At 55.2% G+C, this 25,306-nt stretch carries 15 protein-coding genes; 1 reads left to right on the forward strand and 14 read right to left on the reverse strand.

The window, feature by feature from the left end:
- Positions 1-2 precede the first annotated feature (2 nt).
- The 7 genes from OHL22_RS12185 to OHL22_RS12215 form a co-directional block, all read right to left on the reverse strand.
- On the reverse strand, positions 3-149 hold the full coding sequence (locus OHL22_RS12185; RefSeq protein WP_263337482.1) for a hypothetical protein: 147 nt from the start codon (positions 147-149) through the stop codon (positions 3-5).
- Positions 150-206: 57 nt separating this feature from the next.
- Positions 207-2,102, reverse strand: a complete 1,896-nt coding sequence (locus tag OHL22_RS12190; RefSeq protein ID WP_263337485.1) for an asparagine synthetase B family protein — start codon at positions 2,100-2,102, stop codon at positions 207-209.
- Positions 2,103-2,111: 9 nt separating this feature from the next.
- Positions 2,112-2,489, reverse strand: a complete 378-nt coding sequence (locus OHL22_RS12195; protein WP_263337488.1) for a lasso peptide biosynthesis B2 protein — start codon at positions 2,487-2,489, stop codon at positions 2,112-2,114.
- Positions 2,470-4,503 carry a prolyl oligopeptidase family serine peptidase gene (locus tag OHL22_RS12200; protein WP_263337490.1) on the reverse strand — a complete coding sequence of 678 codons (2,034 nt, stop codon included), beginning with the start codon at positions 4,501-4,503 and terminating at the stop codon, positions 2,470-2,472. Before OHL22_RS12200 ends, OHL22_RS12195 begins: the two co-directional genes overlap by 20 nt.
- Positions 4,494-5,828: a phosphotransferase family protein gene (locus OHL22_RS12205; RefSeq protein WP_263337493.1), complete on the reverse strand. Its 1,335-nt coding sequence runs from the start codon at positions 5,826-5,828 to the stop codon at positions 4,494-4,496. Before OHL22_RS12205 ends, OHL22_RS12200 begins: the two co-directional genes overlap by 10 nt.
- Positions 5,829-5,840: 12 nt before the next feature.
- Positions 5,841-6,095, reverse strand: coding sequence for a PqqD family protein (locus tag OHL22_RS12210; protein WP_263337495.1), 255 nt, complete (start codon positions 6,093-6,095; stop codon positions 5,841-5,843).
- Between the two features lie 212 nt (positions 6,096-6,307).
- Positions 6,308-7,729: a hypothetical protein gene (locus tag OHL22_RS12215; protein ID WP_263337496.1), complete on the reverse strand. Its 1,422-nt coding sequence runs from the start codon at positions 7,727-7,729 to the stop codon at positions 6,308-6,310.
- 868 nt (positions 7,730-8,597) lie between these two features.
- Here OHL22_RS12215 and OHL22_RS12220 point away from each other — a divergent pair.
- Positions 8,598-9,236: an aldo/keto reductase gene (locus OHL22_RS12220; protein ID WP_263337498.1), complete on the forward strand. Its 639-nt coding sequence runs from the start codon at positions 8,598-8,600 to the stop codon at positions 9,234-9,236.
- A gap of 135 nt (positions 9,237-9,371) precedes the next feature.
- Here OHL22_RS12220 and OHL22_RS12225 read toward each other — a convergent pair whose 3' ends face one another.
- The 7 genes from OHL22_RS12225 to OHL22_RS12255 form a co-directional block, all read right to left on the reverse strand.
- Positions 9,372-10,373, reverse strand: a complete 1,002-nt coding sequence (locus OHL22_RS12225; RefSeq protein ID WP_263337505.1) for a hypothetical protein — start codon at positions 10,371-10,373, stop codon at positions 9,372-9,374.
- Positions 10,374-10,453: 80 nt separating this feature from the next.
- The gene (locus OHL22_RS12230; protein ID WP_263337508.1) at positions 10,454-13,189 is read right to left on the reverse strand and encodes a bifunctional YncE family protein/alkaline phosphatase family protein; all 2,736 of its coding nucleotides are present in this window, start codon (positions 13,187-13,189) and stop codon (positions 10,454-10,456) included.
- Positions 13,190-13,256: 67 nt separating this feature from the next.
- Positions 13,257-13,691: a PepSY domain-containing protein gene (locus OHL22_RS12235; RefSeq protein WP_263337511.1), complete on the reverse strand. Its 435-nt coding sequence runs from the start codon at positions 13,689-13,691 to the stop codon at positions 13,257-13,259.
- Positions 13,692-13,757: 66 nt separating this feature from the next.
- Entirely contained in the window at positions 13,758-15,605 is a 1,848-nt protein-coding gene (locus tag OHL22_RS12240) for a YncE family protein (RefSeq protein WP_263337513.1), read from the reverse strand.
- 24 nt (positions 15,606-15,629) lie between these two features.
- A complete protein-coding gene (locus OHL22_RS12245) occupies positions 15,630-18,650 on the reverse strand; it encodes a TonB-dependent receptor (protein ID WP_263337515.1) in 3,021 nt (1,006 codons plus the stop codon).
- A gap of 391 nt (positions 18,651-19,041) precedes the next feature.
- Positions 19,042-21,609, reverse strand: a complete 2,568-nt coding sequence (locus OHL22_RS12250) for a TonB-dependent receptor (protein ID WP_263337519.1) — start codon at positions 21,607-21,609, stop codon at positions 19,042-19,044.
- A gap of 260 nt (positions 21,610-21,869) precedes the next feature.
- Positions 21,870-24,920 (reverse strand): TonB-dependent receptor, encoded by a 3,051-nt coding sequence (locus OHL22_RS12255; protein WP_263337521.1) that lies wholly within the window; start codon positions 24,918-24,920, stop codon positions 21,870-21,872.
- Positions 24,921-25,306: the final 386 nt, after the last annotated feature.

Genomic DNA, 25,306 nt, shown 5'->3' on the forward strand with positions numbered 1-25,306 from the left:
GGTTATTCGTCGGCCGGATACGCCGGTGTGGTTTCCGGCTGCATTGGCCCGGTATGCGCATCCCCATTCGGGCCGTCTTTGCCGCCCTGAATTGATTTGGTGGCATCGAAGACTTCAATGAGTTTGGGTGCTTCGTACTTCCTGGTCATGTTGTTCTCCTTTCTTTGGGGAATATCTGCGTGAAGAAAGATCGAACGATCTACTCCTCACGCAGAGCCTGATGGCCGATTCGAAGTCGGCGAAAATTCGCAGGAGGTTTTATTGGAGTCTTCTCTCCGGAGCCACAACTCGAATTGCACAGCTCGAAGCATGGGAGCGAGCCACATCTCGATCTGATGAGTATTCGCTCCCATGAGGGCACTCCGCAGCAGATCCACATCGACGAAGTTGACTTTGCTTAGTGCAGAATTCGCGAACAGCGATGCGATCCTCTCCCGATCGCGCGAGAAGCGGATCCTTAGGCTGCGAGCCACGAAGGCTTTCCTTTTTCTTTCCAGAATCTCGACTGGAACGATACCGCGCAAAGCGTTACGCATCAGGAAACGTCTGCGGCCAGGCTTGAGTAGCCGGCTCCGCGGTACTCGCAGAAGGTAATCCACCAGATCGCGATCGAGGTACGGATAGCGATACTCGCGGCGGTACAGCACCGTCGGAAACCGATGCGGCAGAGTCTCAAGCATGTTCCACCAGGTAACGCAATTGTCCAGGGCAGACGGCAAATGGCCGAATTCCACGTGGCGTAAATCATCTGGCTCCAGGCACCGGGTACTTGGTAGTCGGGATTTAAGAATCCAGGGTGGGTTGTGATGGAACTGCTGGAATCGCGACACATAGAGCTTTCCTATGAAGGCTGCTGTGTGCGCGAGAGTGTAGATGAGAGGCGATCTGGAAACGAGGCTCCACGAAAGCGCTTGCGTCCATAGCGCCCAGAAACGTCCTCCGAAGGCGTAATCCGCCAATTCTGGAAGAGGGTTGGGCGGTCCCCCCAGAAGCTCATCCCCTCCGATTCCAGAGAGTATGACCCGATAGTTCCCTTCCTCGATCTGATCCTCGAATGCCTGCTCTCTCGATAGCGCTGATGCGTCTGCTCCCGGTTGTAAATACACTGAGTCTGGCACTCCATAGCCGTACTCCGCGCGAGAAACGTCAATATGGAAACCCTGCTTGGCTCTTTGCCGCTCCACAGCGATAAAGAATGGGGTCTCATTCCAATCCGGTTCCGAGTCGTCGTAATACGATACCGTGTCCAGCAAATCAGAAGATGAAGCCCCCGGTTGATTACGCACGTGATCGGATACGCACACGATCGATGAGGAGTCCATGCCTCCGCTCAACTCAGCGAGGATCGGCGCGCCGGGACCCGTGCGCCGCAGGACCGCCTGTTTGAACAGCGACAGGAAGTGATCGGCATATTCCTCATCGTTTCGATAGTGGATTCTTTCCCGTGTTTTCGAGCTCCAATGAGGTCGCTGCTGTACCTCTTGACCACGGATCTTTAGATAGTGAGCGGGGCTGACGGATCGGATACCCAGGTAAGGCGTGGAATCGCGGGTAGGCTGCGCAGTGAGGTAGCGCAGCGCATATGCCTGGTCGAGATCCCTCGTACATCCATCAACGAGAAGCGTCTCTAGATACGTACCCCAGGTGATGGCTTCGCCGGCAATCTCGTAATAAAGGTTTCGCGTACCGGCATGATCTCGTGCCAAGTACAGAGCATTCTCTCGCTGAAACCAGACTGCAAGAGCCCAATCCCCAACAAATCGAGAGAAGCACATTTCACCCCAACGATGAAAGGCGGAGAGCACGATAGATGAATCCGAGGCATTTCGGTTCTCAACATCGAGTTGCTCGCACAGATGCTTTCGATTATCGAGTCGTCCATCGAAGACGATCATGTCACCTTGATTGTTCGAAAGCGGCTGCGCTTCAAGACTGGAGTGTTCATGGGTGTGGTACGGCTGAAACCCCATCCCCACCGTTCCTGCGGTCCCAAGAAATGTACCATCAGGCGCATACCGTCGCGTGGCGTGAGCCAAACGCTCCAAATGGCTCCCCATTTGAGGATCCGCTTGCTGCTTCGAGATGCCGAATAGGATACTCATGCGTTCGCCTCAGAAGCGTTCCAGGACTTGGTAGATTTCGGACACATAAGGCTTGTCGTTCACAATCACGCTGTTGATCTCCACCCAGGCGTGCGACTTAAACGGCACGAGTTGCGCGCCAATGACCAACTCCGCACGCCATCCGTAACGTCGTAGCAGCAACGTGGTAGCGCACGAGCGTTGTAGGCATTGGACTCGCCTGAAGTAGAAGACACACGCATAGTCCATCGCTCGACAAAGATCTCCGCTGGTGACGAAATCGGAACCGTGACTAGCTCGTACCGGCACACTTCGGACAAGCCGATGCAGGTCCTTGAATTCCGCAAAGCGCATCATGATTTCGAAGCGAAAGAGAAGCAACCAGCTCTCAAGAACGCGACGTAGCATCGAGATCTCCTTTTGGCAGAGGGATGGCAAGTTCCCGGCACAGGAAGGCAATGCGGCGCGCAAGGGCCTGCACGCGCACTGAGAGGGGTAGCAGGGGTGAATGTCCGCGCTCTTCGCTGTAGTCCACAATCACGGGCGATCTCTGGCTGTCTCTCTCTTGCAGGGCTGCGGCCATCTTCCGGACGTGTGCCGGATTGCAGCGATCGTCTTTGTCACCCGCAACGAACAGGATGGGTGGATAGTCGACACTATCCGAGATATGGTGATACGGCGAGTAAGCGAAGAGAGCACGGAAGTCTTCGGGGTCTTCAACAGTTCCGTATTCGTGTCGCCATTGGATGGCGTGATCGAAGGATTCGTAATGAACCATATCAAGCAGTGGCGCAATCGATAGCACCGCACCAAACAGGTCAGGGCGCTGGATCATCGCCGTTGCCACCAGGAGACCGGCATTCGAACCTCCAAATATTGCGAGTTGACGAGTGCTTGCGATTCGTTGACTGCAGAGCCACTCAGCCGCGGCTAGGAAATCATCGAAACAAACCTGGCGATTCCTGGCGCGCCCGGCGTCATGCCATGCTCTGTCAAACTCCCCGCCGCCGCGAATATGTGGTACCGCGAGGATGGCGCCGAGCTCCATCATGATGGTGATCAGCACCGAGAACCGCGGCTTCGTGGAGACGCCAAAACCACCGTAGCTGGTCATGATGATCGGCGACGGACGAAGGTAGACCTCCTCGCTCTGTGCTACCAGCGTCAGCGGAACAAGGACGCCATCCTTGGATTCAAAACACTCTTCGCGTATCTGGAGACGCCGTACGCGATACCCTTGATATTTCTGATGCCAGAGTGTCGATGCCCCGGTCTCCGCATCGTACTCGTAAATTGCCGGAGCCATGTCATAGGACTCATGGCTGTAAAGTAAGCCTTTGGCGTGTTGCGTGTGACCAGGAAAGAGCTCTACCGTTCCATGAGTTGGGAGATCAATCGAGGCGGTTTGCTGCCCTTGGGTGCCCCAGACTTCAATCGCTGAACCATCGCGCTTCTGGCGGCTCACATAGATTCGGTCCCGTGTGATCACAACTTGCCGGATTGGAAATTCCGTCTCCGGGATCACCGTTCGGATCTCCTCACCGTTCGTAGACAGTTCGACTATCGTTGCATTCCTAGAAGCCCCTGCGGTGAGCACCAAGATTCTGTCTTGGCAAAAGATTGGACCATATGGGAGTCGTCGATTCCTGAAAACTGTTGCCCAGTTGCACACCTCGCTCATCGAAGCCACCCAGAAATCCGCGAACCGCTCAGTGCCTTGCTGGCGAAGACAATAGGCGCCGAGGAGCAGGTCGTTGGCGATCAATACGAGTCGACTCCCAACGGTCCGTGGGGCGTGGAATAGAACCTCGTCCTCGCCTCCTTGCCCCAATTGATGAAGACGGATGAAGTGCTCATTCGGCGAGTCCTCGGTATCCTGCGCATAGAGGCAGCCGCTGCTCTCGCGAGTGAATGCAAGCCCTCTGGGATGTCCCATCGGAATACAGTCGGGAAAGGCTGAGCCACGTTCGACGTCGACAATATGAATTTCCTTGCGGTCGCCGCCGCCTCTTCCCACTTCGATTGCCACCAGCTTCGCATCTTCCGAAACGCGGTGTATTCCGACCGAGGTGAATAGGCCGTCCCGTGAGGGGTCAACGAGCAATCGTTCCTCCGTTGTGCCGGCCTCCCGGACGTAGATACTGCCTTGTTCTTCATACTTGCGCCGCATACGGTAGAAGTATCGATCTGCCACCCGACTAGGTTGATCGACGACTTCCACATCGAGATAATCTCGGACCCGACGCTCCAAGCACTCAAAGTCCGGATATCCGTCGAAATAGGCCTTACATCGACGCTGTTGCTCGCGGATCCAGGCTTCGGTCTCTGGCATGCCTCTTTCTTCGAGCCAACGGTAGGGATCACGCACCGTCACTCCATGAAGCGTCTCTTCGAACGCGGGCATCGCTACGCTCAGCGGCATAGTATCTCCGAGAGATTGGGATTCTCTGCCGCTCGATCCATATGCCGTGCCAGGCTCCGTGCATAGCTTTTAAATTTCGCATCGTGGTTCTTGCTTTTGATCCAGTCGCCTCTGCCGTGCAGGTATGCGTAGATAGCGAGCAACGGCATCAAAGCAAGCGCTTCTTCGATCGCGGCAGCGCTGAGCCGGTGCGACCACGTTTGCCGATAGATTGAGCGAACTTGGTCGCTGTGATCCGGGTTCAACCGGCAGAGACGCTCACACGAGAGAAAGGGATTGCTGATCGCCGCTTCGCTCCAGTCCGTGAATACACAACGGGTTCCATCGTCGAGGATGTTACCTGCACTCAAATCGTTGTGGATCAAGGTCTCCGGGATACCGAGAGATTCCAAGCGCTCACACGCTTCGTGCAGCATGTCCGCTAACCCATGAAGGCGTTCTCGACTGAGGGGAGCCACTTTGGTCGAGCTCTGCCGTGCCATTTCGATGACCAGAAACTCCGTGATCGGATCGATGTGGCTTCTCAAAACCGGAAGCCGCAAGTCGAACGCTCCAGCAGCCAGCAGCACATCAGGACAGTCCGCTGTCTGAAACTGAAGAGATGCAAGCGTTCTTGCAGCGTACGTCAACACATGCTCCGGTGGGCGATCCGCCAATGGAGTCCCCGCTTGCTCCATCAACCAGGCATTCCAGTCGTTCCTGGCCGCAACCAGAGGTGGCAACGAATCGGGAGACAACTCGGAAAGACAAAGAGTGATGGCAAATTCATGATCGTTAGGTGGCGCGGTGGCTTTCAACCAGTAGCTGTCGCCGTCCTCCATGCGGAACCGGATGAGCGCGAAACCGCGGCCCGCGTTCCACTGCTCGATCTCGTTTCGTGGCGAGAGGGTGCGGCCCGTCGTCCCTTCCACCCAGACGGCAGCCTCCTCGATCCACCCAAACCGTGAGAGTGCGCACTGACTCGTACCCTTCAGTATTTCAGCAACATTGGCAATCTCTTGCTCAGACAAGTCGAAACTGGAGAGCTGATCGAACGCCAACTTCGCAAACCCTCGATTTGGAGTCTCCCCGGCCAGCAGTTCGGCAACAGCGCTGCACACGTTGCCATTGTCCGCCGTGACAAAATCCAGGATCAGGACTCGCAGCCCCCAGGTCGCATGAATCGCTCTGCATAGTTGTTGTGCGGGACGCATCCGTGAAGGAATTGACATGTGGGGCAACGAATAGCCATTGATCGTTTCTAGCGCCAATATGGCTTTGGAAACATCATCCACGAGGATGATCCGGTACTCCATCGAATCGGCAATTTCAAGCGATTCATCCATCGCGATACCACCTCAGTGAATCAGAAGTTGTTCCGCCATCAAGGCGCTGATGAACTGGCGGACATCCCGCTCCAGAGCGTCTACGTGCTCACCAGTTTCACGTGCGAGCTCCGCAGCGATCTGTCCGACCTCATCCCCGCGTTCGAGAGCTGCCCAGACATAGGCTCCCGTGGAATTCAACGTCGAGATCCTGCCGCGTCTGGTGTCGAGGATCACGGCACCATCGGCGTTTGCAACTGTTCGCAGATGTGAAGCGTCGCGTCTCATTGAATAACCTCCCGCAGGCAGCGTCGTGACGACGCCGACAATGAACAAGAGCTTACCCTCAATGAAGGAAACGGAAAGAGAGAATGTTTATATTGGCCAAACTTACTTTCGATCGATGTTTTTAGGGGTGTTAGGACGATTGAATGTCGTTGTAATGGTGCAGCGATCGATGTCGTTTTCGGCCAGATTTACGGCACGCATGCTTGCATTTTCTACACTGGAACGGCAATGCCGGAAACGCGATTGAGTTGTGCAAGCGAATCGATACGGAACGTTTGCTTCACTTCGCCGACTCTGTCTGCGAGTAGCGCGAATTGGTCACCGTCTCGCGCCAGATGGCCGCAAATCATCTCTAATCCTTTCCGCAGTACATAGATCGGCCGCGACCATCCATACCGTCTTCCCTCTCTTCTCGTATCCGGGATAGAGGAAACTCTTTCAAGGAGCAGCCACGATCCAGGGCCAATCGCTGGGTCAAGATCCTTGATCCCACCACCCTGAGATAGCCGTATGACACGATCGTCCCACCGCTGTAGTTGTGGAAACTTGATCGACAAAAGAGGGGGCCATTCGCCGAACTCTTTGCGACGGGCCTCCCATACATCGACAGGCGTGGGCAGATGCGCATTGCGATCGGCATCCGACGCCTCCTCCAACGACGTTGCGTTCAGGAGAGTCTCGAGCGAGAAGCGGCCTCGATCCGAGAACCACGAGCCTCCAGTTCGAAGAGCGTCCGTATAGCGCGCGACGTTCGCAAGCGTGAGATGAAGGAGTGCATTGACGTGTGGATCGGAGGACGTATCGCTGCGATACCGTCGCTCGCTTCTTTCACTCAGCTTGGCCTGCAATTCCGTCCTGAGGAATTGCTGAATGAACTCCTTCTCTTCCTTGGATCTCTTAAAACGCCTCCGCTTCGTCGCCAATAGGCTGTCCCGTGTGACATGCTCCCATGGAAGAATGAGGTCCGCACCCCGTGCGGCGTGCGGCAGGGGCCGCAAGGACGGATGATCCGGGACAGGAAGGTTTATAGCGAACATTCGAACTCGTCCCGCAATTCGCACTGCGCCGGGGTAAGCGAATTCCTCTCGTGCGAAGTAGGCTCTCTCCGTACTGAATAACCGGAGCGTTCCGCGTGTGACGACGCAGTGACTGCAGCGATATCCATTCGCAAATTGAAGCAAATAGATTGCTCGTGGATTTGGAAGTGCCTTCTCGTTTTCGCCGATAGGTTCTACGAGAGCCATAGCTCCGGGAGGAATGCTCGATCCCAGGCTATCTTCCGTTCCAACATGCACATAGAAGGCACCGGGCTTCTTCCAACCGTCTTCCTCGATCACTCGTATCGGAGTTTCTTTTTGCCACTCCAACACGAGATCTCGCAAGGAAGCATCCACACCAAACGATTCATGAGAGGCAAGGCGCGCAGGCAGATCGACGGGCAGGTCGCGGTTGAATGGGTACGACTCGAAAATATGTGTACGTCCGCCATTCAGTCTCAGATCAAAATCTCTGATCGCTTCAAGATCATAGCCAAACAACCGATGAGCGCCTTCCAACGTCAGCCAACAGATTTCTGCAATCTCAAGCAAAGTTTTGAGGGTTGGGTGTTCGCTGGTTCGCGGCAGATTGGACAACAGATCCCTTATTACAACTTCTCTTCGTTCATACGCACGGATCTCACGCTCGTTCGATGGTTTGATCCGACGGTGGAGCTCTCGAATATGAACCAGGGCGTCAATGATCGCGCTGCGCGGAACAGCGTGGAATACCACGAGACGTTCTCCTTAGGAGGCTCAACATGGGAGCTACTTAGCCACGGATAAAGAGAGAGCTGTGGTCAAGTCTGCAGGAAGTTCTTTACACTGCGGATTGACGAATGACTTTTCGTAGAAGGACATGTATTCCGGCAATGTAATATCGATGTCCGCTTGAGAGACCTTCTTCAGTATCGTGCGCCCAACCTCTGTATGTCACACAAGAACTTTTCTCTGAGCCGACGAGTGCTGCGCTCGCTACAACATGGGACCAAATCTTACAAGAACGGTCCTGAGCCAAGTCTGCCATAACTCTCTCCACAAACAAAGTCAGTTGAACGGAGATGACAACACATGTCTGCGTTCTGATGGACTGCAAGCGAGAGCATTACGTTGCTGGCTTTCCAAACGCGGATAACGCAAATATCGGAAAAGGAAGTTCCATAGTGACTACGTTGCTTGTTTGTTTCTCTTGCACCCACAACTTACAGGACCTATCCGCTTGGGAAGTTCAACGGTCTTCTTCAGGTGCGCGAGAGCAGAAGTGTTCGGCTCGACGCCGATCTCATGACGCTCTCGGCCTGCGCTACCGGGGTCGGTCCTGCAGGAAAGAAGGCGCAGAAAACATCGTCTACGCTTTTATCGAGCCTGCCTCCCCGACTTTCGATTTAACCGTGATCGGAACTTCAAGGTCATGCGATCGCCGAGTTGATCTCAGACTTCTACCTAAATTTCGGACGGGACCGATGTGATCGGCCTCCTCGACCAGCACCGCGTGGATCCGAGTGTGCTGATCGAGGACGTTGCCGGCGCCGTGAAGGATCTCATTGCGCAAGGCAAGGTAAAGCACTCCGGTATGTCAGGGGCTGGAGTTGAGGCGATTCGCCGCGCACACGCCGTTCAGCCCGTCACAGCCCTGCAGAGCGAGTATTCCCTCTGGTGGCGCGAGCCTGAGAAGGAAATACTCCCGGCACTTGAAGAGCTCGGAATTGGTTTCGTTCCGTTCAGCCCGCTTGGTAAAGGTTTTCTAACCAGCGCAATCAATGAAAACACCGCCTTTGACGAAAAGGATTTTCGCAACATGGTTCCTCGCTTCTCGACGGAGAGTCGCAAGGCCAATCAGACGCTGGTCGATGTGCTCAGCCAGCTCGCGGCGCAAAAGAAAATCACCAATGCCCAGATCGCGATTGCCTGGATTCTGGCGCAGAAGCCTTGGATGGTTCCGATTCCGGGCACGACGAAGCAGCATCGTCTGGAGGAGAACATTGGGTCTGCTGCCGTCGGACTGAGCCCCGACGATCTCCACGCAATCAATGAAGCCGTTTCGGAGATTACAGTGCAAGGTGAGAGATATCCGGCCAGGATGCAGCAAATGGTAAATCGCTGAGGATGCGAGGCAGTAGACCGCGTCCTCATTACCGGCGTGGCCACTGGCCACGATTTCTCCGACACCAGAGCCTCTGATTTGTACTTGGTTCCCGATGAGCGCCTCATTGCCAAGGCGCTCATCGGCGGACGAGTGTTACTTTGCGGAGGCAATCATCGTAGCGAGTTGCTGATAGTGATCTGTGGAGATGAAATCCGCCTTCGCCTTGACGGCGGCCTTCCAGCGGATCATCGCAGCATCGCGCGAGCCAAAGTTATAGTCCGCATCCCACCCCTGGTTTTGCTCAGCGGTATAGCCGTCCAGACAATAGACGCTCACAAGATATCCTAGCTTGTGCCCGTAGTTGACGAAGTCTTTGAGCCGCTTCTCCTTTTCCTCTGTCCACTCCCCTGCATTTGCCTCGCCACCCTTTTCGATATAAGCCCAGTCAAATCCAATCCAGCGATGATAGTTGTCTGCTCTTCCAAGAATCAGATCGTCTACATTCACTGACGCCTGACGATCGATTGCCTCCTGTTTGGCAACCGCTTTCCCCGGATTGGGATCCAGTTTCGGCATACTTCCGAAGACACGAATTCTTCCCCCAACAGGCACATCGTCATAAAAGGCGCGCTGCTTGTTGATATCGTTTTGCTTGTCTTCGACCAACACCATCATGGGCTTCACATCGAGCGGCGATACCCGCAGAATATCGTCCGTCTTCCCGGCGGTAGTCAACCATGCGCTGTACTTGTCCAGCACTTGATTGATGACCGCAAGGTGCTCTGGCGGATCGTTCTTGATATCGAGGTAAAGCGTAATGAGAGGCCAATCTGCTTTTTTGCCTTCCTTAAGAGCCCGCTCCATAACCGGCGTGACCTTAGGGAAAAAATAGGAATCGAGGGTTGGGTCGCCGCCCGATGCATTCTTGGAGCCATGGATCAAAAGCGACTGGCCGTCCGTCCATGCCAGGTCCTCTTCCACAGCAAACGGATGTCCGGACGCAAGCGCCTGGTCGAGGCGGTCGGCGTATTTGCCGTGATCGGGATATGCATTGTGCGCCAGCATGATGGTACGGGCCCCTGGCGCGACCGGACCATGTTGAGCAAAGGCTGCGGTGGCAAGGGCAAAGCTTGCCGCAAGGATAGTCTTCTTCATCGCGAATCTCCATTGTCTATAGGCGCTGGTTGGCTTAGTAAACAGTGATAAGAGTTGTGGTCGCGCGAGCCGGTGCGTCGTTATTTCCCCGCTTCAGATTGAAATGCCGAGGAGCCTTGCTTCGAGATCGGATAATCTGTGCCCATCGCATTGCGCCACAGAATCCGGTTGAGCTTTTCGGTGGGAACGTCGTCCGGATCACGCCAGTTCATCTTGCTGGAAGCGATGGCGTCTAACCTGGCCTGTCCGGTAAGCGCATCTGCATTTGGGTTCATCTCGTAGATAGACTGCACCGGCTCGATGGCCCTGTATGGCGTCAAGTCCGGCGCCGTCTGGAAGCTGGCGCGCATATCGTTGGCGATCCTATCGAAAATCGACATCGGTGGAACCGCCATGATCTGTTCAATCGTCTTGACCATGCTCACCTGGGAATAAAACGTGGAATCGACCGAGCCCCGCTTGGTATAGGGACTCACTGCGAGGGCCACGGTGCGATGCCCATCCACGTGATCCAACCCGTCCTGTGCATCGTCTTCCACGATCAGGATCAGTGTCGACTTCCAGAATTTCGAGTGCGAGATGCCGTCCACAATCTGTCCCACCGCCAGGTCATTATCGGCAAGGCAGGCCTTCGGGGTGGAGAATGCCGGCGTGGTTCCCTGCGTGTGGTCCGAGGGCAACTGAATCATGACCAGGTTCGGCATGGCGCCCCCATTCTCCCAGCCCTTCAGATGGCGAAGAAAGATACGCGCCCGCACGACGTCGGGAACATTCAAACTGTAGTTGGGAAAATCCTTGACCACATACTGATTCAAGCGGGCAATGGGAGCTTTGGTCGCGAACGTATCCGTAAACTCACTTCCCTGCTTGTACTGCTCCAGCAGCTTGGCGCGGCGATCTCCGTCTTTGCCGCCCATCTGGCCCTCGTATTCGCCAAAGTCGGCAAAAGTCTTGTGATGTGTCACCAGATGGTCCCACAAGAAGCCGGACCCTGCAAAAGCCAGCGGATCATCTCCATTCTTCGGGTAGCTGCGCCCGTTGTATCCGGGCCAGTAGGTGTAGTCGGTCTCGGCTGCTTGCGTTACCCACTGGTGTCCATCGGCGCTGTTTCCACCGTTGGCATAGAAGTTATCCAGCAGCACAAATTCACGCGCCAGCTTGCGTTGATTGGGAATGACGCTCTCGTCATATTGATTCAGGGTGGAATCGCCATTCCCCTTGCCCAAGGATCCGAAGTACTGATCGTAGCTGCGATTTTCCTTGATCACGTAAACCACGTGGTCGATCGTCGAGGGTTCGCCCAGGCGGCCGGGCACAGGCTTGGGCGTGATGCCAGGCCGTGGTTTTTCTTCAATGCCGGCAGCTGCCGATAACTCGCCGTGCAGCTGTAGATGATTGTTCTCGGCCACTGCAATCGAATAGCGATCGAGTTCATCCGCATCGGGAACCGCGATGATGTGCACGGTTCCGCGATCGGCGTGAACATAGCGGCGGTGCATATTCAGTTCCGGCTTCATGCCGTCGCGGCGCTCCCGTGCCAGAAGATTGGGACTGTTCCATCCGGACCCAACGCCAAGAAGGGTCGACACCGCAAGGTACTTTCCATCCGGACTGACAACAACATCATCCGGATACCACCCTGTTGGAATCAGTCCCGACAGCTTCGGATGCGCTCCAACCAGATCGAACACCGCCACTGCATTGATGCCAGCACACGCCGCATAGAGCCTGGCATGATCCGGAGACAACGCCACCGACTCAGGCGATACACCTGCGACAGGACGGGCGAATGGTTCGAGCGCGATCGTGTCGGCCACCTTGTTCGTTGCAGTATCCACTACCGAAATCGTGTCGGAGTTGCTGTTAGCCACGTACAGCCGATGATGCTCCTCATCCCACGCAAGCCCCGAAGGATGCAGCCCTACGTTGATTTGAGCCGTCACCTTCCCCGTAACGAGATCGATGCGAGTCACGGTTCCACTGGAAGCCACGCCCCGGTCATCCACTAGCACCTGATCGGCATTGGGCTCCGATCCCGTCGCTGCAGTCCTTTCGCCTGTGTGAGTAAAACGGCCGCCCCAGTTGCTGATGTACGCAACAGAACTGTCCGCACTGACAGCAACCCCAAACGGAGCCACACCTGTCCTGATCTTTTCAGCGATCTCTTTGGTATCGAGATCGACCACATCAGCCTCATCGTCAAAGGTCAGCGCTGTAACCGCAAATCTATGCCCTGCTGAGTTCTTAGTCAGCCCCATGCCAATGCCGCCGATCTGCTTCGTTCCCAGACCATCCGCCATCACAGTGCTGCTTTTGTCTACAGCAATTAGTTGTCCAATGGACGCTTTGCTATTTCCCGCCAAGCCGCTCATCAGCGGGATGTGAGTGACTGGATCGTAAGTCAGTCCTTGCATCCCAGCCGTGGCTGGTGTGCTGAAAACTGCCATCATCTGGTTGGTCTTCAGGCTGATTTGGTAGATATAGGAGTTCTTCTGGCCGACAGTCGCTGCATAGATCGTATCGCCATGTTCTCCGAAGGCAACACCGTTCACCCGGCCCTCGAAAACGCTCTGCCAGCCGGCAGGAGAGATCGACTGGCGGCTGGGGATAATTCCCGGATCGACAACGGAGTTTGCAGGCGGCGTAGCTTTCGATGGCTTGGCGTCTTGTTCTCCCACCGGACCCATCTTGGGCGCCGCCGCGCCTGATGCCGGCGATCCCGTGTCCTGAGCCCTGGCTATTCCATACATCGCGAGAGGGATGCAGATCGAAACTACGGCCGTCCTCAATGCGGCGCGCATGAACCTGACAATCATCAAACCAACTCCTCCTAAAGACAATCCACCGTTTTATGCAACACCATCCATTCCGTAGAAAAGACGGTCACAAAAACATCATCGCAATCGGCAAAAGTGTACCGATCGCCAACATTCCCCAGACTAGCCGTCCATCTCCCCCAAAACGAAACGCCATGTAAATTCCCAGCAACGTTGTCGCCATCAGCCCCACCGACATGACCACAACAAAACACTTGAGCGGCAGCGGCGACTTCTTCGCTGCAACATCCTTCTTCTGGCTGCCGGGGTCGCTGGATCCTTGATCAGCCTGTGCGGGCTTGCTTTTTGCCTTGTTAAGGGTCAGCGTCTGTTTCTTGTGAAGCTGCGCCATCTCCACCAACCATAGTGGAGGAACATAGCCGGTGCTCTTATTGGTCGAGTGCAGGTCAAAGGTCTGCAAAGCCCCGCTGAAGGCGAAGAACAGGATTGCCGGCGAAAATAAGAGCCCCATATAGCGGTGCAGGATACGCAGCTTTTTCACGGATCGATCCTCGAAGGCCCGGCGCGCTATTGGCACGCCGGGTGCTCTTTGAAACTACGTTGCGAATTACTTCGGAAGGAAGAGCGATTGATAGTCAGAAATCTTCTGCGAGAGTTCCTCACGGATACTTTCGGCCTCTTGCGCTGCTTGCTCTTCGGTCGGCGCCGACGTGAGAGGAATCTCCATCACGAGAATACCGATGACATTCCCGGAAGCATCCTTGAGGGGAAGCTTCGCGTTGATGAATGAGCCATCAGTCTTCTTCGCAGTATAGGTTTTGCCATCTTTCACCGCATCCAGATCGCCTTGTGACGATTTATTGCCGATGCGGGAAGTATTGACATTGGCAATAATGACAGAGTCTTTGCCACCTGGAGGAATGGCGTGCAATCCCATCTTGCGCAAGTAGGGATGAGCAGACATCGTCTCCAGCACAAGCTTCAGAGCGTGTGGGGCCGTAACGGGCTGAGGTACTTCCGAGGACACAGCCGCGGGCAGCGGAGTATTTACAGGCTGAAGAACCGCGACTTTGGCGGGCGCATTCTCCGAAGCGGGCACTGCCGCAAAGTACCGGTTGATGGCGGCAGCCAGGCGGCCGGTCCTTGCGTCAGCGCCCACAGAGAAGCTTGCAAGAGAACGATAGTGGTCCGCATCCGTCTCTTCGAAGACCTCCAATGTGCCGTTCCCTATCGCATACAGGCGCTTGCTGGCGGGATCGAACTCTACGTCGTCGACACCCTTTGAGATCGGAAGCGTCTGCAGCTCTTTGCCCGTGTTCGAGTCCATCACTACGATCTGGCCGCTGCGGCATCCAACAAACAGTCTTTGGCGCTGCTCATCGTGGCCCATCGCTACGTTGTCTTTGGCCATCGTTAGCGGCCATGAAGCGATGACCGCTTTCTTCACCCGGTCAATCACCGTGACCTGACTGTGCGTCGCGTCATTCACATAGATCCGTGGCCGCCAGATATCGACAGCCATCGCTTCCAGCGTCTCGCTCTCGACGCGAATGTCCGCGACCTTGGTCCCCGAGGAGGTATCGACGCTGGTGACATAGGAAAAGCCGTTTCCCGCGTCCTTGCCGCCATTGTCGATAAAAAGATACTTGCTCGAAGGCTCATAGCCGATCGAATCGGCATCCTTTTGAAGCGGAACCATGCCGATCAATTCGTAGGATTTGCCATCATAGATTTTGAGAGCGCCATCGCCGCCATCCGTGACATAGAGGCGATTGAGATCGTCGCGATACAGCACGGCATGCGGACGAGCCAGCCCATTGATTTCTTTCAGAACGGTCCCATTCACCAGGTCGAACACCACCACAGCATGACTGTCCTCGGCCGCGGTAAAGAGCCGGTTATGCTTGATGTCCACGCCGAAGTGATCGAAGTGGCCTTTAATGGAGCCGTCGAACGGGATCGCAGGCATCACAGTCATCGGAGCATCAACGGTTTCGAAGAGCTGATCGTGTCCCGAAATCTTCTTCTGAATCTCGTCGCGGATGACGGTGGCCTTAGTCAACGCATCGTTCGCGTCCCTTGCGGAGCCGTACGGAATCTCCATTACGGTCAATCCGATGGGACTGCCCGATGCATCGGAGATCGGAAGCCGGAGATCGTAGAACCTCTCTTTACCGTTGTCCTCCACAGTTGCCTTGCCGGAAGTGATAACAGCAAGGTCGTTCTTACTGGAAAGCTTTCCGATCTTGCTCCAAATAGGATTGGCAATAATGGCATATGCCTGTTGTCCGGGCGGAATCGCATGCAGTCCAAGCTTCTGCAATTCGGGATGAGCCTCCTTTTCCGCGATGAGCAGCTTCTGGGCATAAGGAGCGTTCACGGGAACATAGACGGTCTGCGCTGGGAGCGCGGCGGAAACCGCCGCGCCCAGCATGAGGAAAATAAGTAGCTTCATTGTTTCTTTTGTCCTCTTATTTCGTTAGAAATCCAACCGCAGGCTCAGTTCAAGCTGACGCGGCGTGCCGCTTCCGGTTGGGTTCGTATTGAATGCGCTGTTGATCAGACCGAAGGTCCCTGGCGCGACCTGCAACTGGCCGCCTACCGTTTGCGTCGTTAGCTTGACGACCGGGTTTCCGTACTGCGCCACATTGAACACGTTGAATGCTTCAGCGCGGAAGGTCGTTGACATCCGCTCTCCCAACTGGAACTGCTTTCTCAGGGCCGTGTCCATCTGCCAGTGGCCAGGCGCGTTCGCGATATTTGCGCCCTCGTCACCCCAGGTCTTGTTGGCTGGAACCGAGAACGCTTCATAGTTGAGCCAATTTTGCGGCGTGCGATGGGTGGGATAAATTGATGTCCCCAGTACAATGTTCGGACGCTGATTGCTATTGATCTGATCGGGCAGCGCGCTCGCCGAGCGGCTGATCGTTATGTTCAGTGGCAGGCCCGCGCGGCTCGTGCCAACTCCGGAAAGCTCCCATCCCCCCACGATTGCATTCATCACCGGGCCCGCGCTGCCGAGCACAGCATGATTGCGTCCAACCGGAATCTGCCAGATAGCGCTGGAGGTGAAGTAATGCCGCATATCGTAGACGCTTGACGCACGATCGCAGGAGAGGCATGCCTGGTTCTGAGGAGTTGTAGCCTCCGCGCCGCCCACCGAGTCATCGTCGATAGCGTGCGACCACTGATAATTCGCAGCCAGCATCAGGCCAGTGCGAAGATTACGGTGGATGCCTGCCTCCAGAGCATTGAAACTGCTATGACTCTGTGACGCTTCTTCGGTAAAGGTAGAGAAGCCCGCAAATGGCCTGGTTCCCGTCGCAGGGTTAACACCGTTCGCGATTGTGTTCGACCACAGATGCGAGCCCGAGCTCCCGATATAGGTCACCGTAGCAGTTGTTTCGCGCGCAATCTCCTGTTGAATCCCAAGGGTCCACTCATCCACCGCAAAGTTCTGTCGATTGCGATTCTGTCCGGTATAGCTGGCGCTGTAAGCTGCGGCGCCAAGATACGGCGTCACCGGATAGCTCAGAGCCGGAATCGAGGTTTCCAGAAGCGTGTAGTTCTGGGGAATATTGCCCACCGCGCTTCCCAGATGTCCAAACTGTCCCTGCCCGTAGAAAATGCCGCCGCCCGCGCTGATTACCATCTTGTTGTGCATGAACTCGGGCGACCATGTCATAGCCAGGCGCGGGCCGACATTGGTGTAGTCAGGAAAATACCACGAGCTCTTCGCGGGACATACAAGACTCGGACAAGTATTGGGATCGACCACAACACCGCGTCCCAACACATCGTGGTCGACGGTCCAGTAGTCGTACCGAATGCCTGCATTGACCATCAGGTTCTGCTTGATCCGGATCGTATCCATCGCATAAACGCCGTACTCCGTCTGGCGCTGCCCTGTCATGTTAGAGAATCCTTGATACGCATACGAATCCATCTGGTTGTTCTCGAACTGCGATTCCCCGATATACGTTGCCGTGATGACCGGAATCTTCGGCGTGTTCTTATCTTCCTGAACGCGGCGCACAAGGCCTCCGGTCTTGATCACATTGCGGCCCTTCACGAACGTTGTATCGTCCACAAAGTTGATCGAAGTATCGAATCGGTCGTCGGCCGCCGGGGTCGAAAGAGTGCTGAAGCCAGTCACGGAGAAGTTGGTTGTAAGAACCTGGTCGCCGCCCTCGTGGTACTCATCGCGGTTCACTCCCACGCGGGCGTCGGTAAAGATCGTTGGCGAAAACGTATGGGTAGCATCCAACACAACGTTCGGAGAGGTCAGAGAATTGAACTGTGTGGAAAGCTGCCCGTTGGAATTGACCTCGATTCCATTCGGAGACGTGTAGTTGTAGTGGTCTGTCGCATAGCGCGCGAACACTGAGGTGTGGTCGCTTATCTTGTAATCCACGCGCGCCATGCCTGCGTTCTCTTCCACAGGATTGCTTCCCGATCCGCTAAAGGAGAGCGCATTGGGATCGGTCGTGGGCACGCCTCCGCTAACGAACGAATTAATGATTGGCGCCAGCGCCGGAGATACCGCAATTGCCGCCGATCGATATGCTGCCGTCGGCGCAAGGCCTGTCACCTGCTGCGCCAGTCGCTGGCGGTATGCACCCCAGTTGGCGAAGAAGAATACCTTATTTTTGATTGCCGGGCCGCCAAAATTAGCGCCGAAGTTATTCAACTGGAGTTGCGGATGTCCCGTTGAATTCCACGTCGTAGCGTCCATATCGCTGTTGCGCAAGTACTCCCAGACAGAGCCGTGAAACTCGCTCGTTCCGGATTTGGTCACAAGTTGAACCTGGCCCCCGGCAGCGCCGCCCTGGTCTGCGCTATAAGCAAAGCTGCTTGCCCTGAACTCTGCAATGCCCTCCACTGGAACCTGAAGACGAAGATCTACCTTCTCAAACTGGTGGTTGATGCCGCCCGCATCGATGCCATCCATCTGAAAGTTGTTGTCTTCCTGAGATTCACCTGCGAAACGGATCTGATCCTCAGTGCTGCCCGCATCGTCGATTGCGCCAGGCACCTGCGATTCAAGGCGTTCGAAGCTTCGTCCGTCCATCGGCAGTTCGCTGATCTGCGTACCCCCGATAACACCGCCAACAGTAGTAGAGGCCCTATTCAGATCGTCTTCGGCGGCAACCTGCACCACAGTGTTGACCTTAGCCACCGCCATCGAGATGTTGAGCACGCGGTTCTCGCCTACCTGCAGCGTGAACGGCTCGAATTCGAGTTTCTCGAACCCCGGCGCTATCACCACCGCGGTGTAGTCGCCGATGGGCAGCGCGTTGACAGCATACACACCTGCGGAATTCGAAACTGCGTGATATTCCAAACCAGTCGCTAAAGCTTTGACTTCGATCTCGGCCGCGGGAATGCGATGATTCTTCGCATCTGACACGGTACCGGAAAGCATTGCATGATCGTTTTGCGCCACAAGTGGCAAATGGCAAAGAAACAACAGTAAGAGGGCAAGACCAACTCTGCGCATCTTCTTCTCCTGAACAGGAAGAGTTCGCCATCACACAACTGCCCAACTGCCCTTACCAGGACAGAGCCCCAGCGCCCTTCGCCATCCATAGCGAAGACACGTTATGCAGGCATCACATCTGGAACGGCAACAGGACCAGACACACTGCGCGTTTTCCGGGAAGCGTCGTGCAACCATCCCGGCATGTCGAATCTCTTATAAGAAGAACCCTAGTGCTCATTTCTTAGGATTTCCTGAGGATTCGGAACAGGAAACGAATTGTCACGCAATATTGATAGCGCTTTTAGACTAGCCATCCGAGGTTGTTCCATTCTGACAATTACAGGAAAAACGATACAGATCGGCCTTTTCAGCGCTGCGTCCATTCCATGAATATCGAGTTGCGAACCAGTTAAAAAGTAAATCCCACCGTAAGTTGCAACCTTCGTGCCGGAAGCGCTGTAGTGGGCATGCCGAAGAAAGCCGACTGAATATTACCGACATACGATGAGTAGTTAACGCGGTTCGGCAGATTGAAGCTGTCGAGCGAGATAGACATATGCGGGTCTGCGTCCGACTTCTTGTGTGTGAAGTACACGTCGCGCGCCCAACGCGCATCGACATCTGCGTATCCACCGCTTTGCAGTGTGTTGCGCGCAACGCCCGCGGGACGGGCGTTCGATAGACCTATGTTGTAAGTATCGGCCCCGGAGGTCTCGGTATAAGGAGTTCCCGAATACAAGTTCACAGCCAACCCCAGATTCACCCAATGTCCTTCGTTGAAGGTTCCGAGAAGGTTAAAGCGATGATGCTGATCGAAATTAGCGCGGCTATACTCGCCGCTATTGTCATACTGATTGGCAGGAAACCAGGCGATGCCGCCCGTATCGTTGTTCGTGTGGCTCCACGTATACTGCGCCACTCCGGAAAACCAGCGATCGATCTTGCCTTCCAACGTTAGATCAAGCGCATTCTGCAACTGCCTTCCTTCAAATTCAATCTGGCGGACGAATCCCAACTGAGGATTGGGCACGGTGATATAAGAGGGCGGCAGAGGCGCATTCACGTCGCGCGATCGGAAGAGGTCTTCTCCTGCCATCCCCCGATACGTCGCAGAGAGCGTCGCGTTCTTTTGAATGGCGTGTTCGATGGCGGCGCTGTAGTGCAGCGTCATCGGCATATGCGATGCGCGCTCCAGCTCATCTAGATTCGTAGGAAGATTGGAGAGCGATTCTCCCGATGGAAGCGGATTCGGATACCCCGGATTCAAGATCGTATAAGAGCGAAGGATAACGCCGTTGTATCGCGTAAGGTCGGCAATGGGAAGTGCGCCGGAGCGGTCGTAGTATAGTCCCGCGCCGGCGCGCAACACGGTCGAACGCCCGCCTGGCGAATAGACCAGCGATACCCGCGGCGCAACATCACGAGCCGAAGGAAAGTAAGTTTGCCAGTCATAACGAATCCCCGCCGAGAGCTGTAGATTCGAGCTCAGCTTGATCTGATCCTGGGCAAAGGCTCCAAATTCAACCCACCAGAACACACTGCGGCCCGGCCCCTGCTGTTGCGTGAACGCATAAGGACTGGGAGCGCTTGCATCGTAATTCTGAACGCTCGAAAAGCTGAAGGTTCCCAGCTCGTTGGAGTGATCCTCCCAAGCTCTGCGGCTGACGTTCGGCACATTGACTCCGAATTTGAAGTAATGCCGGCCATGGCTCCAACTGACCGTATCATTGAACTTCATGTTGTTTTCCGTATTCAAAATATCGGCCTGAGCACCGCCAAAGGTTGCCGACCCGTCGATGACGATCTTCGGCGCTTCCAAAACACTTCGTGTCGGATTGTGATCCTTCTCCAGCATGAACATCAGTTGGTTGAGAAGCGTAGGTCCCAGAATCATCCGGTCGTTGAAGATGATGTCGTCTTCGCGGGCCTGAGCATTCACTCCGGACTGAGCCTCGACCAACCCGCCAACACCCTGATTCCTCGTAATCACATCCGATACGTTGTACTGAAAGGACGCACGATGCATGGGCGTGAAATCATACGTAGCCCGCACTGCTACTTCTGTATCGCGAATAGGCGTCGGTACGTTCTGATCGATCGGACCGCTGGGATCGATAGCATGCACGATCGCCTGCAGATCGTCTTCCTGACGGGTTCCCGAGACGAGAAACATAGTCCTGGGCAGATGAAAGACAGGGCCTGTGATGGAGCCTTCATATATTCTTTTCTGCTCCTGCGGCTTGACGGTCGCAAAGTACGTAGTCGCGTCCACCGCAGAATCGCGGAATCCGAAATTAAACTTTCCGTGCAAGGTTGGAGTACCCGGCTTGGTCATGATCTCAATTCGCCCCTTGCCCGGCACATTCGTTTCGACACTGTACGGATCGTTGTTAATACGCGCTTCCTGAATAGCCGAAGCGGACACCCCAGTCCCCTTCATCTCCACGCCATCCACAATGATGCTCGCGCCACTGGTTGCTATACCCGCTTGATCGAGGAATGGAGTTAATGCAGCGATATAGTTTTGATCCAGCACGGGGACATGCGCCAACATGTCTCCGGAGGCCACAACTTGATCGTGATTATCGGAGGGGTCGGTAGAGAGTTGCCGATCGGAGGCATCCGCACTGGTCTCTTGAGTTATCGATGCAACAGCTAACTCAATCAGGATGAGAGGCGGAGCGGCTTCGCCAACCTCAACAATTTTGGAGAAGGCCGCGAACCCATCGTGAGCTTCAGTGGTAAGCATATAGCGTCCCGGGCGTATATCGGCCAGCCGGAATTGTCCACCCTTGTCGGAGACAGCCTGTTCTGTGAACGAACCACCCAGGCGCGTAAAGTGTATAGGCACTCCAGGAATCAAGGCTCCGGTAGAATCTGAGACTTGTCCTTTCACCGTGACTTGAGCCCAGCTCGAACGCGAAACAAAACCCGATGCAAGCAAAAGAAAAAAGAAGAATGCCCTTTTGGCTATCATGCGTCAACCATAGCCCACCTTCCCTGAAGATTCGCTGAATGCCTGAAGGCCTGCTACCGGTCCCGCCGGCATCCACAAGCGAACAAGACCAATACAAGCCCCAACGTGGATCCACATTCGCTGGCTCGCTAGCATGCCGCCGATGGCTCGGAACTCGGTTCTAGGCGTGTCCGCTACAACGTCGTTCGGCCGCACTTCTCGCTGAACTGCGGGCCGCCAGCGCCCGAGACGCTGACAGCCCGCAAGTGCACCTGTGCAGATCAGAACTCGACCTTTAAGCCAAATTGCAACTCGCGAGGCGTTCCCGTTCCGGTCGGATTGGTATTGTAGGAATTGCTGATCAGGCCATAAGAATTGGGATTGTCGGAAACGCCCGGGTCCGGCGGAGCCCAGTTGGTATTAGGCTGACCATACTGAGCTACATTCAGCGCGTTGAAGGCTTCCGCACGGAACATAAGCGTCGCTCGCTCTCCAACTTTGAAGTGCTTTTGCAGAGAGGGATCGATCTGCCATACACCCGGCGCGCGGACAGCGTTGCGGCCGAGATTACCCCAGGGTGAAACACCGGGTGGCACAACGCACGCGGAACCGTCACTTGGACAAGAAAAGGGATACGCGAAGGCTGCCGGATTCAACCAGAGATTGGTTGTTTTGTGCGCCGGGTAAAGCGGCACTCCCGGAATGAGGTTGGGCCGCTCATTCTGATTGATCTGATTTGGAAGATCAGTATTGGAGCGGTTCAGCGTCACGTTGAGCGGAAGACCGCTGCGGACATAACCGATAGCACTCAACTGCCATCCACCGAGAATCTCATCCACGGGGCGTGAAGCGTTATTGAGCAATGCGCGGCCCCTGCCGACCGGAACCTGCCACACCGTGCTCGCCGTGAAATAGTGCCGCATATCCTGATCGCTCGAAGCACGTTCGCAAGTCATGCAATTCGGGTTCTCGGGCGTGTCGGACTCGCCGCCTCCGATGCCTCCATTGTTGATGGAATGAGACCATTCGTAGTTGATAGACAGTTGCAAACCCGTCGAAAAGTCGCGCTGCAGGCTAGTCTGGAATGCATTCGTGCTGGCGTGATTCGTAAATTCTTTATATTCGAAACCTATATCGTATGCCGGATAAGCAGGCAACCCGGTAGCTGGATTGTAAGGATTCGTCACCGTGTCATTGAATACGTGCTCCACTGCGGTTCCGAAATAAGCCAGCTGAAACGTGGTGCGCGGAGCGACCTGCTGCTGAACCGACAATGTCCATTCGTGAGCGCCTGTATCCTTCCGATGGATGTCCGCGCCGGTCGGACTCGTGTTGGTGCCGGCGGTCGCATTTTCTAGGATCGGGAAGTGCTGGTTATATAGGTTGTAATCCGTGCTGATATTACCAATGGGGTCGCCCAGACTGCCGAACTGGCCGTCCCCATAGTAGAGCCCATATCCCGCTCTGATCACGGTCTTTCCATGGAGATAAGCAGGAGCCCACGCGGCGCTGACACGAGGCGAGAGATCCAGAAGGTCAGGGTAATACCACGGAACCGATTTAGGGCAAACAACATTCGGGCAGTGCAGCGGATCGACACTGATGCCGCGGCCGAGCACTTCATGGTCCTGGCCGAAGTACTCATAGCGCAGGCCGACGTTCATGGTCAGCGTCGGGCTCACCTTGAACTCGTCTAGCGCGTAACCAAACGTCCATTTCATGCGCGCACCGGTCAGCGGGTTCGAACCGCGGAAATAGACTTGATCGATGTAGTTATTGAGGAAGTCTGTGGTGTTGTTAAACGTCAACTCCCAGTCAGGGCTGTTCGGTGAGGCCTTGTTTTCCTGCATCGCGATAAAGCTGACGCCGGCTTTAATCGTATGCTTTCCGTGAAGAAACGTGGCATTGTCGATAAACGAGTAGCTGTTATCGTTGCGCGTTGTCCCACTCGATGTATCGAGCTGCGTAAACGGGGAAATGCTCACCAGATAAGGAAGCTGCGTGCTCTGCCCTTCGAGCGAAACAGTGCGGTTGAAGCCGTACCTGAAGTCGTTCAGAATAGTAGGCGTAAAGGTGTTTTGCACGTCGATGACTGCGCTCGGCTGACTCTCGTTGTGGAACCCGGTGAGAGGATTGATGTGATCAGGCCGCGACTCCGTGTATGCGTCATCGTTAAATCGCGCAAAGACGCTCATCTTATCGTTGATCTTCCAATCCACGCGCGCCAGCCCCGAATTTTCCGCAGTAAGCTGTGGTCCGCTGCCGAACCATTGATCGGAAATCGGATCAATCGGGGACGAGTTTTGCGGGGTTGGCACCGGAAATGAATTGATTATCTGGGTTAGAGGAGACAGTTGCGCGGAAGGTAGTGGCAAGGCCGCAACCTGGTTTCGAAATGCAATAGTCGGAATAATGCCGGTAAGAATCTGATTGATCGATTCCCTGGATCCTTCATAGTTGACGAAGAAGAAGATCTTCCTCTTCTTAGAAATCGGACCGCCCAGATTCCCGCCAAAGTCGTTATAGTGCAATCCAGGAAGCTGACCAGCAGCGTCCCATGGCGATGCATCGAATACGCTATTACGAATAAACTCCCACGCCGATCCGGTGAACTTATCGCGGCCGGTTTTGGATACTTCTTCGATCTGGCCGCCCGGCGAGCCACCCTGATCCGCACTGTACGCAACCGCATTTGCGCGCACTTCGGCGATCGCTTCGGTAGATACCTCCAACCGCATGTTCACATCCACGAACGGATTGTTGATACCAGAATTGTCGATGCCATCGAGATGCCAGGTATTGTCCTCATCCGACAAGCCGCCAAAGCGAATATCCTGCATCTGTCCAGTGCCGGAGTCCATGGCTCCGGGAATGAGATCGAGCAGGCCCGTAAAGCTGCGACCATTGATAGGAAGATCCGCCGCCTGCGTGTAGTTGACCACGCCGCCGATCTCCCCCGACGATTTGGACAGGCCCGAGTCCGGCTGCACCTCAACCTGTGTAACTCCTCCAGCCACAGTGAGCTTCGCATCGAGTGTACGGGTCTGCCCTACGTCGAGATTGACATCGTTGAATTGCTGGCGAACGAAACCCTCCGACTGCACCGTCACCTGATAGATTCCTGTCACAAGCGAGGTCACAACATAGACACCCGCTCCATCGGTTACGGTCCGGTATTCCAAGCCCGTGGAAAGAGAGCGAATAACAAGATTTGCGCCGGCAATGACTCTTCCTGATTGATCCCTTACCGTTCCGGTGATAGTACCGCGGTCCGTCTGCGCCATCAAAGAGATGGAACAGAACATGAGAAACAGCGCCCATAGTCTTTTCATAGCGGCTCCTTTTGTGCTTCAAGGATGTGTGGATGGAGTTGAAAAAGTTGCGAGCAGAGTCCTTCCAATAAGTCCAAATATGAGGATGGAGAGACATGTGCCTGCGCTCTAGGCACATGCCGAAGCGTTCCGATCAGATCGCCAGCCACGCCTTGTAGGGTCATTCAACCGGACCACCCTTAGGTCCGCCTTAGGAAAGTCCGCTTGTCATACAGAATTCACACGGCTCTTTGCACGAGCTCAAATGCGAAGGCGCGAAGCGTCCTTGCATCAACACCTGAGAGAAGTGGAAATATGTTGAGAACACAAGAGGGTGGGCAGGCTCGTGCGAACTCAATTCTCATTGCAATGAAAGGGAAAGGAGAAATGCCTCTGGAGAAAAGGAC

The organism is Acidicapsa dinghuensis (genome assembly GCF_025685685.1).
Classification (GTDB): Bacteria; Acidobacteriota; Terriglobia; order Terriglobales; family Acidobacteriaceae; genus Acidicapsa; species Acidicapsa dinghuensis.